The 10,133-nt window shown below is 43.5% G+C and carries 9 protein-coding genes and 1 pseudogene; 5 read left to right on the top strand and 5 right to left on the bottom strand.

The genetic code is table 11. From position 1 onward, the window contains the following. Positions 1 to 206: 206 nt before the first annotated feature. Together ACE04G_RS11180 and ACE04G_RS11175 are read right to left on the bottom strand one after the other, a co-directional pair. Positions 207 to 527 carry a transposase gene (locus ACE04G_RS11180; RefSeq protein WP_449004347.1) on the bottom strand — a complete coding sequence of 107 codons (321 nt, stop codon included), beginning with the start codon at positions 525 to 527 and terminating at the stop codon, positions 207 to 209. A gap of 223 nt (positions 528 to 750) precedes the next feature. After that, positions 751 to 921, bottom strand: a pseudogene (locus tag ACE04G_RS11175) (thiamine-binding protein); the annotation flags it as partial. A gap of 241 nt (positions 922 to 1,162) precedes the next feature. Between ACE04G_RS11175 and ACE04G_RS11170 the strand changes: the two are divergent. Continuing rightward, positions 1,163 to 1,690, top strand: a complete 528-nt coding sequence (locus ACE04G_RS11170) for a stalk domain-containing protein (protein WP_221823682.1) — start codon at positions 1,163 to 1,165, stop codon at positions 1,688 to 1,690. Between the two features lie 135 nt (positions 1,691 to 1,825). On the opposite strand, the gene ACE04G_RS11165 is transcribed toward ACE04G_RS11170, so the two are convergent. Continuing rightward, positions 1,826 to 2,152: an MTH1187 family thiamine-binding protein gene (locus ACE04G_RS11165; RefSeq protein WP_221823684.1), complete on the bottom strand. Its 327-nt coding sequence runs from the start codon at positions 2,150 to 2,152 to the stop codon at positions 1,826 to 1,828. Positions 2,153 to 2,926: 774 nt separating this feature from the next. Between ACE04G_RS11165 and ACE04G_RS11160 the strand changes: the two genes are divergently transcribed. Both ACE04G_RS11160 and ACE04G_RS11155 read left to right on the top strand, forming a co-directional pair. Further along, complete coding sequence (locus ACE04G_RS11160; RefSeq protein ID WP_221823685.1) at positions 2,927 to 5,245, top strand: ribonucleoside-diphosphate reductase subunit alpha; 2,319 nt, start codon at positions 2,927 to 2,929, stop codon at positions 5,243 to 5,245. 366 nt (positions 5,246 to 5,611) lie between these two features. After that, a complete protein-coding gene (locus ACE04G_RS11155; RefSeq protein WP_091018583.1) occupies positions 5,612 to 6,643 on the top strand; it encodes a ribonucleotide-diphosphate reductase subunit beta in 1,032 nt (343 codons plus the stop codon). Between the two features lie 139 nt (positions 6,644 to 6,782). On the opposite strand, the gene ACE04G_RS11150 is transcribed toward ACE04G_RS11155, so the two are convergent. Continuing rightward, positions 6,783 to 7,160: a toxin-antitoxin system TumE family protein gene (locus ACE04G_RS11150; RefSeq protein ID WP_449004346.1), complete on the bottom strand. Its 378-nt coding sequence runs from the start codon at positions 7,158 to 7,160 to the stop codon at positions 6,783 to 6,785. Then, positions 7,135 to 7,842 (bottom strand): helix-turn-helix domain-containing protein, encoded by a 708-nt coding sequence (locus ACE04G_RS11145; protein ID WP_221823690.1) that lies wholly within the window; start codon positions 7,840 to 7,842, stop codon positions 7,135 to 7,137. The genes ACE04G_RS11150 and ACE04G_RS11145 overlap by 26 nt, the downstream gene beginning before the upstream one ends. 192 nt (positions 7,843 to 8,034) lie before the next feature. Between ACE04G_RS11145 and ACE04G_RS11140 the strand changes: the two genes are divergently transcribed. Further along, the gene (locus ACE04G_RS11140) at positions 8,035 to 9,009 is read left to right on the top strand and encodes an SMI1/KNR4 family protein (RefSeq protein ID WP_221823692.1); all 975 of its coding nucleotides are present in this window, start codon (positions 8,035 to 8,037) and stop codon (positions 9,007 to 9,009) included. Positions 9,010 to 9,030: 21 nt separating this feature from the next. After that, the gene (locus tag ACE04G_RS11135) at positions 9,031 to 10,065 is read left to right on the top strand and encodes a phosphotransferase family protein (protein ID WP_405131302.1); all 1,035 of its coding nucleotides are present in this window, start codon (positions 9,031 to 9,033) and stop codon (positions 10,063 to 10,065) included. Positions 10,066 to 10,133 lie beyond the last annotated feature (68 nt).

Raw genomic sequence — 10,133 nt, 5'->3', positions numbered from 1 at the left:
AGGATAACCAAACTCTCGGTTTGCAAAATGAATAGCCATCATGTGTTCTTTGATCTCACGATCACGGTCTTGTCTTGCGTCTCGCTGCGGCTGTGTTGCTCGCCATTTGTAATAACTGGAACGGGGTATTCCTGTAATCGATAATAGGCGTGTAATGCTATGCGAGCAGCGCAATTCGTCTATGATATCGTAGTTCTCCCGTTGGCTCAGCGCTTCTCCTTTACTAGATTTGGATACCGCTTTTTTAAATAATCCACCTGTGCTTGAAGGTAGTCACGTTCTTCTTCTACACTGCTAAAGGCAGTACGGGGACGTCCTTTCATTGGATTCGGAACATTGTTTTTTCGCTCATCGAACGATTCCCCGTTTTTCCACTTTTTCACCCACACCTTCAGTTGTGAACAGTTTCGAATTCCTTTGCGTTCAGCTACCACTTTATAACTTGAAGACCCTTCGACATAGGATCTAACCGCATTCAATTTAAATTCTTCGGTATACGTCTGAAATGTTTGTCCTTTTTTTGCCATAAAAATATCCCCTCCAAGTGTCACTTGAACCCTCATGATAACATGAAGGCTTTTTCAAGTGTCTACTTAAAGGGGATAATACCATTAAGCTGGTCTTTTTATTTCTTTCGGTTTATAGATGTCAGAAATTCACGTTAACTACACAGACAGACACAATCTAACCTTTAATTAATGACTTATAACATACCGAATAACCGAATATACGGATGTTTACACTAAACCATTAATTCGGATGTGCCTGAGGTGATGTCAGTTTATCCTGAACCGATTGTAACTTCTGTATACTTGAGGCATCCGGTTTATCACGACGGTCGTCAATTTTGACGGATGTGGAAACACGCTGAGCTCCTGACAAAAACGGCGCTTCATGCAGAGCCGCAATTGCTGTAAAAGATCTCGTTATGTGTGTCTTCACTATTATTGCCTAGCCCCTATTCATATTCAAAATTGGTGATTTTAGACTGAATTAATTCATCCTTATTATAATTCCATACTAATTGTTCAAATTATCAGTGGTTCAGCAAAATTATGAGTCGTAAGAAGCAAAAAAATAATAGTTTCCGCCCGTGTCAACGCTTCCTAATTAGGGTATTATTCTCAGGTATAATACATTTACATAGGAGTTGATGATCAAGATGAAAATGAAAAAGGTTTTTGTTGCTTTATCTATAGGGATGTTGGTTGGTTCTTCTTCAATGGCTGTGGCTGCTACCTCACAAAAAGTTCAAGCAACTTTGGCAAACTTTAAAGTTATTGTTAACGGTCAGTCCAAAACTGTTACGTCAGATCAATTGCTTTATAAGGGCAATACGTATTTACAACTTCGTGAAGTTGCCAAGATCCTTGGCTATGAAGTTAATTACACCAGTGCGTCCCGTTCCATTGAGTTTTCTGCGAAGAGTCAATCACAAGCCGATTGGATTAGCCTGATTGATCTATCCGCATCTAATGGATATAAAGTTGCTCTAAAAGGAGATTCGGCGGATGTTTACAACGTCTCAAAAAATCTAAAAACCATCCTTAGTGTCAACGCCAATGGTCTTAAGGAAAACGAGGAAAAAGTTGTCGCGGATCCCTCAGGTAAAACAATCCGTTACAAAAAATTACAGGGTTCCCTAGTTCTGAATCGTGGAGATCTAAAAAAAGCTGGTTTGATCCAATAGTCTAATAAAACAAAACAATCCTCGGTGAGAGAATTTCAACGAGGATTGTTTTATTTTTCTTTGTCGTAAAAATATCGATAGTTCCATTTCTGATATATGAAGAATTTGCTTCTCTTCTAGAACAATGATTAGTTATTAATTGGGGCTTGCCTGATGTGATGTCAGTTTATCCTGAACCGATTGTAACTTCTGTATACTTGAGGCGTCCGGTTTATCACGACGGTCGTCAATTTTGACGGATGTGGAAACACGCTGAGCTCCTGACAAAAACGGCGCTTCATGTAGAGCCGCAATTGCTGTAAAGATCTCGTTAAGCGGTCCCTCAATAATGGTGCTCATGGAAGTTAACTGATATGTAATGCCCCGTTGATGTTCCAATACCTTTTGCATATCCGCCACATAACTGCTTAGACTGGTTGTACCCGTTCCAATTGGAATTACAGTCACTTCTGCTATTGCCATTTTGCTCCGCCTCCTAAGGGCCCCGTGAACAACCGCTGCCGCTAATTTTAGTCGATTTTTGACTATTTTTATTCTACCAGTTGAATGCGTTACAATTCAAACTGACGTGAAGACGTCATTCAAATTGTTCAAAATTTTTTTTTGATAAATCTTCAAATCTTCCAGTCCTTTTCCTTTGCGGATTCCTGGCTTAAATGGTATACTCGGAATTACGTTTTACTGGTTCTGCCCACTTTACAAACACAATATGTTGGGTTACAGTATGTTGACAGCTACAAAATGTAGTAACACTAGATTTCTCCGCTTCTATTAGTCACCTTCTGCATTCTCGCGAAAAACAGGATGAAATCACCTCCAAAGGCACGTCCCTGTAGGTGTAAATCGCTTTCTCGAAACAGAGTTGACATGGAGGTTAACGGGGCTGTTTGGACTGCATCCGGTATCCTCAAACTACAGACACATCTGCAATAGACAAAAGCTTACATAAGCACCCTTTTCTGTCGATATTCTGAACCTCTAAGACAGTAAGGAAGCCAGAGCATCCATGGGCATTTTCAGCCGCGAGGCGGGGAGAATGCTTTTTATATGAGTATGTTCTGCATTGTGCTGTTTTGTGCTCCTCAAGTTGAGCGATTTAAGACATGAACTTGTCACCGCCGTTTCAGTCTGCCAAAAGCAACCTTTACCTTACTCTCACCGTAAGACAACACTCAATTCTTTATATAAAGAATTTCTCCAATTTATCTCTTAAACATGCGAAAGCGAGGAATATTCATGCCACAAGTTGTGACCAAGCCGAACAACCGCCAGCTTGCCTTTGATGATATGCGCATCTCGGTATATGCCGACCGTACTCTGGAAGGACTGGAAATGCTGGACAAGGAACGTCTGGTACGTGGGGTAAACAGCAAGCTCCGCCGTGATGAAGTTACCGGAGACGAAATCAGCAACGCTTTTATCATGAGCGCACTGGAACTGGTAACCAAAGAGGAGCCTAATTGGAAATTTGCAGCGGCGCGCTCCCTGCTCACTTCCCTTTACAAAAAAGCGGCTACCAACCGCAGATACAAGTCTTACCCGGACGAGCCTTATGGCGCATTCCATCCTCTTCTTGTAGATCTCGTGAAAAAAGGTATCTACCGCGAAGAATTGCTGGAATGTTACACCAAAGAACAGATCGATGAACTTGCTGAGTGCATTGACTACCGCAACGATCTGCTTTTCGATTACATCGGCTTGCTCACACTGGCAGAACGTTACCTCGCACACGATTTTGATGGAAAAGTAATGGAATTGCCGCAAGAGCGTTATATGGTTATCGCCATGTTCCTAATGCACCAAGAGCCTGCCGAGAAACGTATGGATCTCGTCAAGGAAGCATACTGGGCAATGAGCAACATGTACATGACCGCAGCTACTCCTACGATGTCCAATGCAGGTAAAAAAGTAGCCGGTCAACTTTCCAGCTGCTTCATTGATACGGTGGACGACTCACTCGAAGGTATCTTTGATTCCAACACGGATGTAGCTCGTCTGAGCAAAATGGGTGGCGGCATCGGCGTTTACCTCGGCAAAGTCAGAGCTCGTGGTTCGGATATCCGTGGTCACCAAAATACAAGTTCCGGTGTAATCCCTTGGATTCGCCAACTGAACAATACAGCGGTCAGCGTAGACCAGCTCGGTACGCGTAAAGGTGCCATTGCTGTATATCTGGACGTCTTCCACAAAGACATTCTGGCCTTCCTCGATCTGAAGCTGAACAACGGTGACGAGCGTATGCGTGCGCATGACGTATTCCACGGCATCTGTCTGCCTGACTTGTTCATGGAACGGGTATCCAGCCGCGGCGAATGGAGCTTGTTCTGTCCACACGAAACAAAGAAAGTGATGGGCTGGAAGGACGAGAATGGTCGTGCACTCGGACTGGAAGATTTCTATGATGAGTCCTTTGGTGCAGGTGCGTTCCGTGATAAATACGAAGAAGCAGTGAATCACCCACTGCTGTCCCGGATTACAGTACAGGCGATTGACATCATGAAGCGAGTACTGAAATCCCAACTGGAGACAGGTACGCCATACATGTTCTACCGGGATACGGTTAACCGCTCGAATCCTAACCGTGCACACGGTATGGTATACTCCTCCAACCTGTGTACCGAAATTATGCAGAACCAGTCTGCTACTGTAATTGAAAAGGAAGAACTCGTAACCAAGGATGGACAAACTCGCATCGTGATTTCCAAAGTGCCTGGCGACTTTGTTGTCTGCAACCTGAACTCCATCCATCTGGCACGTGCTATACCTCATAATGTATTGGAGCGTCTCGTTCCGATTCAGGTGCGCATGCTAGACAATGTTATCGACATTAACAACATTGAAGTGTTGCAAGCCCAATATACCAACAGCCAATATCGTGCAGTCGGTCTGGGAACATTCGGACTACATCACCTGCTTGCTCTCGAAGGCATTCATTGGGAGTCTGAAGAAGCTGTAACGTATAACGATAATCTGTATGAAAAAATTAACTACCTGCTCGTGAAATCCAGTATGGAGCTGTCCAAGGAAAAAGGACATTATCCGAAATTCAAAGGTTCCGATTGGGAAAGTGGTCATTACTTCGACCAACGCGAGTACACATCAGGTGAGCGCGTAGGCGAATTCGTGACAACCGAACAGTGGAAAGAACTGCAAGCCGAAGTACGACAAAACGGTGTACGTAATGCCTGGTTGTTCGCCATTGCACCTAACGGTTCCACGTCCATTATTGCTGGTTCAACGGCTAGTATTGATCCGCTCTATGAGCTGTTATCTTATGAAGAGAAAACAACTTACAAAATTGCCAATCCAGCTCCGGATCTGTCCGAAAAAACAAGTCCTTATTACCAAACGGCGTTTCAGGTGGATCAACATGCTTCCATTAATATGGCGGCTGCCCGTCAGCGCCACGTCGATCAGGGACAAAGTTTCAACTTCTACGTTCGACCAGATATTAAAGCAACAGAATTCCTGGAATTGCATCTGCACGCCTGGAGAGCCGGCATGAAATCAACTTATTATGTTCGTAGCCGGGCATTAACAATTGAAGAATCTTGATTTTTGCGCAATTTACGCTTTATCCATGATAGAGAAGATATACTAGATTCGAGGTGACCACCAGGGCATCCTGTTTTGATTGCAAAATGGCGTTGCCCTGGTTCTTTTTTGCCTAAAACACGATCACAGCATCGCAAGATGTTGATATAGATGCCACATTATACAACCCTAATATATAAAAGAATTAATGATTACACGATAACGAAGAGGACAGAAAGAAGCTGAAGAAGCGGAGCGCTCGCCTTTATCACCGGATTTTTCCCTTTGAAAGAGGGAACCAAAAAAATCAGGGGATAACAGCGATCGGAAGGTTGTTCTGTCATCGTAGTTATACAGTGTAAATTCATTCAAGGAGTGAACGGAACAATGCAAGTACAGAAAATTTTCAACACCGAAGCCCCTAACCAATCAACACGTATTATTGAAGGTGAATGCTCCGGTATCCTGAACTGGAACGACATTCGCATGCCTCATATGTACAAATTGTACAAAGTATTGCTGCTCAACCACTGGATCGCAGACGAGATTCCAATGTCCAAAGATGCTTCCCAGTTTGCTCAACTGGACGAGGAAGAGCAACGTACGTTTAAAATCAACATCTCTCTGCTCGCGGTACTTGATTCCATGCAGACGATGTTTGTTGGTGACGTAAAACGTTACTTTACCGATTCTTCACTCGAAGCGATCTCGGCCATTATCGGACAACAGGAAGTCGTTCATAACCAATCGTATTCCTACGTCCTGTCTTCGATCGTATCTGATCGGGAGCAAAAGGAAATTTTTGAATACTGGAAACATGATCCAGTCCTGCTTGACCGTAACCGTTTCATCGCAGACATCTACCAAACATTCCGGGATGAGCCGTCTCCACAGACGTTCTTCCAGGCTATGGTAGCCGATCTGGTACTCGAAGGTATCTTCTTCTATAGTACGTTTGCCTTCTTCTACAATCTGGCCCGTGACCAGAAAATGATGGCAACCAGCCAGATGATCTCGTATATCCAGCGGGATGAAAACCAACACTGTTACTTCTTCGCTGAAGTGTACAAACAGTTGCTGGTAGACTTCCCTGAACTGAACACACCTGAGAACATGGACTATGTATACAAAACAATCCATCGTGCTGTTGAACTTGAAACCAACTGGGCACATTACACACTCAGCAACGTGCGCGGTATTGACCTGAACGAGTTGGAAGATTACATCAAGTACATCGCCAACAAACGTCTGCGTCTGATGGGGATGGAAAAAGCATATGAAGGTGTGGATGTAAACTGCATGCCTTGGATCAAACCATTCTCCGATGAAGCATTGAATGCAACCAAAACCGACTTCTTCGAAGCTAAATCCCGTAACTACGGTAAAGTTGGCGACGATAACGGATTTGACGATTTGTAATAAAGAATAGACTATAAATAAAAACAACACTCCCTGAACTGTGGCTATCATGCCTAAGTTCAGGGAGTGTTGTTTAATTCGTATGTACAAACATTATATCAGCGTTGAACTATTATAATTTAATAGAGATATTTCTTAATCAAATAAACTCAAGAATCGTATATAATTCTTGAAATTTTTCATTATTCAATCTTCTTTCATTTGCCGTATGAATATGAAACGGGTCATACATCGTGATATTAGCGGGTGTTTCATCAGGATGATAGTGAGCATGGAATTTCATAACCAACTCCTTTTGATCATCATACCAATCATACCAATATAACTCGATGAATCCCCCGTTTCGATCTATCTCCTCTACACAGTACATCTTCGATAAATCATTAAAGACAATTGTTTTACGAATAGTTCTAGTGCTGCTTGGAAGACCCTGGTCACCATCTCGAATCTCCATAATAATATCTGAAAAATCATTCTCAATAAAACGAAAATTACTTTTCGGTATCTTTAAAGCCAAGATGCTGCCTCCCCAAATGGTGTTTCCAAACTTGTGCATCGGTTTCTTCTTCAGGTGTTAAATTCAATTTAGTTCCGAGTGTCCGTTCGAATTCCCCTTTGTATTTATCTTCGTATAAGGCAATTTGCCCCGTGTGGTAATCCAGGTCACTGACTTCTATTGTGGATTGGCGTCCTGCCTCTTCCTTTTTCCACATAGTCACAATCTCTTTAATCGTCGTTCTTTTACCTGATCCATACACATATGTAGTATCGTCTGGGATGAGATTATGTTTGTTGGACCCGGCTCTTTGAATCCCCATAAAACGGCCTTGATCAATCCAGTTAAAAATCGTCGTAATACTCACTCCAAAAAATACAGATAATTCTTTAGGAGTATAAGAACGTACAGCTTCAATAGAAGGAACACCACTGTCTGTAATTCCTGTCGGTACATTCACTGCTTGACTTAACGCATGTTTGAGAAGAGTAACATACTTTTCTCTAAAGATATCAGCATCTTCAAAGATAGATTCATCCAGGCTACGAACAAATTCAGTATTATTCTTGACTGCAAGTGCCAGCACTTTGAACAGTAAAATGCTATTATCCGTATTGCTCAAGCTCTGAACTAACTCAGAAGCAATCTCATCTGTGTTCTGACTAAATATATTCTTTTCAACTCTTGTAATTCCCATATCCATCTCACCTCACACTCCTAGTATAGGATAGTAAAGTTTAACTTTCAACATATCACTTAAACAAAGTTAAACACAACTTAAAGTATACTTAAACAGTATGCTACGAAGATCTTGATTTATACATTCTCCAACCAACACGCACTTATTATATAATGAAAGAGATTCATACCCCTCCTACGGAAGTGAGGCCTATTCATGGAAAAAGAACTGCTGGAACAAATTAATTTGTGGCATGAGCAGGACCAATTCAGTCTCATTATTGAACATATTGAACGTATCCCCGTCTCAGAGCGGGATTATGATCTGATTGGTCAACTCGCCAGAGCCTATAACAATGATGCACGTTGTCACAAAGCCATTCAACAACTGTTGTCTGTCGAGGAGCAAGGGGTAAACGACCCGCTCTGGCAATACCGCTTGGGTTATGCATACTGTCATATAGCGAGTTATGAACAGGCACTACTGGCTTTTGAGAGAGCTAACGAACTTCAGCCACATGATGAATCAACCCTTGAATTTCTAAGTCAGATTCGACCTTTCGCTGAGAAGATGCGGCGGGATCGACAACGCCATGAAGAACAAGTAACAGAATGGGAGCAGCGTGGCACGTTGAACCATCTTCGTGCTGCTTCAGGAACCTACGACCCAGGGACATTCTGGAAACAGAGTGATTATGCACGGGACAACCATGTGTCGGCTCCCTTTGACGAAGCCACGATTGTTTCGATTGAACACGAATTGGGTTACAAGCTCCCTGCCTCCTATATTCAACTGATGAATACGCAAAACGGCGGTATCCCTGCGCTCACTGTATTTCCCACCCAAGAAGCGACTTCCTGGGCTGAGGATCACATTGCCATTTCAAGCATTATGGGAATCGGACACGATAAAACATACGCACTCGCTGGTGAGCTGGGAAGTCGGTTCATGATCGAGGATTGGGGATACCCCGACCTGGGGATTGTGATCTGTGATTGTCCATCCGCTGGTCATGATGTCGTTATGCTGGATTATCGCTTCTGCGGCCCTGAAGGTGAACCTTGTGTCGTTCATGTAGATCAGGAAAATGATTATGAGATTACATATCTTGCGCCGAATTTTGAAGCTTTCATCCGTGGATTGGTCGATGAGGATACGTATGACCTGTCTGACGAAGAGAATGAGGACTAATATCCAGGAGGGTCCGGCCATATGACAACCCGTATATATTTTGGTTCCAATCAACTTGGCGAAGTGGCCGCAGTTTCATTGCAGGATGCGCTGAATGAGCTTGACCTGGGAACCCTTGAAGATTATCGACGAACAGATAAAGGTGTTATGGGTCAGACACTGCTCATTCGCTCTTCCCGTGGAGAATATATTCTGAAAGGCAATCCTTTATATGCAGGACAGTTACAGGAAGAAAGGTTCTTTGTAGAACAACTGGCAAAACATACGTCCATTCCTGTCCCTGATCCATATTTATTACATGAAGATACCCATCTGCTAGGCTGGAGTTATGCCATAATGCCGCGCCTGCCCGGGAATCACCTGTATGATCCAGCATTCCAGGCTTCACTGTCACAGCAAGATCAGGAAGAGATCGCCTGTATGTTTGCCCATACTTTGGCTGAACTGCACCGCTGGAAGGTGCCCGATGCCGGGGAATATGATCCTGTAGCGCAGCAGATTGTTTCCTTTGCAGGCGATTATCTGGACTGGTTGTACGGGACCATTCGTCACTGGTTACATGATGCTGAACAGTACTCGGTGATTACGGATGAAGATGTTCAGTGGGTGGACGAGCAATTCAAAAATGCTGAACCGGCATTTCGGTCCAAAGCTGTTCCATGTTTTGTCATGGGAGACTTCAAGGTCGAGAATATTTTGATTCAAAATCCGAATGACCGTTCTTCAGGGTGGCAGATTAGTGGTTTGTTCGATTTTACAACCGCCTACTTCGGAGATGGCACAGCCGACCTAACCAAAATATCCACCAGGTATGTTCGTGAGGGTCAACCAGAACTGGCCGCACAGTTCCTTCGCTGCTACCGGGATCTGGTCTGTGCAGCAGATGAAGAGAAATGCCAACACTTCCGCACACGTCTCAGCATGCATCTGCTCTATCAACGTATCTTATGGTGGGGGGAAGCCAAAGCGACTGGACAAGTGACATGGGCAGCCGATCTGTCTTTTGCACAGTGGGCGCAGCAGTCCATTAATTCAATTGTCGCATTGCTAGATTAGTAGATTAATTAGTAGGTTTGGACAGGTCGCTCAATGGATAGCGATCTTCCAAACTAACGTATGTATCG

Source organism: Paenibacillus sp. AGC31, from assembly GCF_057334655.1.
Note: the sequence above shows the minus strand (reverse complement) of the source record. Positions and strands in the feature narration are given on the sequence as shown.

Excerpts from the sequence above, each read along its gene's own strand:
- ACE04G_RS11180 (WP_449004347.1), bottom strand. The coding sequence starts at position 527 with ATGGCAAAAAAAGGACAAACATTTCAGACGTATACCGAAGAATTTAAA.
- ACE04G_RS11170 (WP_221823682.1), top strand. The coding sequence starts at position 1,163 with ATGAAAATGAAAAAGGTTTTTGTTGCTTTATCTATAGGGATGTTGGTT.
- ACE04G_RS11165 (WP_221823684.1), bottom strand. The coding sequence starts at position 2,152 with ATGGCAATAGCAGAAGTGACTGTAATTCCAATTGGAACGGGTACAACC.
- ACE04G_RS11160 (WP_221823685.1), top strand. The coding sequence starts at position 2,927 with ATGCCACAAGTTGTGACCAAGCCGAACAACCGCCAGCTTGCCTTTGAT.
- ACE04G_RS11155 (WP_091018583.1), top strand. The coding sequence starts at position 5,612 with ATGCAAGTACAGAAAATTTTCAACACCGAAGCCCCTAACCAATCAACA.
- ACE04G_RS11145 (WP_221823690.1), bottom strand. The coding sequence starts at position 7,842 with ATGGATATGGGAATTACAAGAGTTGAAAAGAATATATTTAGTCAGAAC.
- ACE04G_RS11140 (WP_221823692.1), top strand. The coding sequence starts at position 8,035 with ATGGAAAAAGAACTGCTGGAACAAATTAATTTGTGGCATGAGCAGGAC.
- ACE04G_RS11135 (WP_405131302.1), top strand. The coding sequence starts at position 9,031 with ATGACAACCCGTATATATTTTGGTTCCAATCAACTTGGCGAAGTGGCC.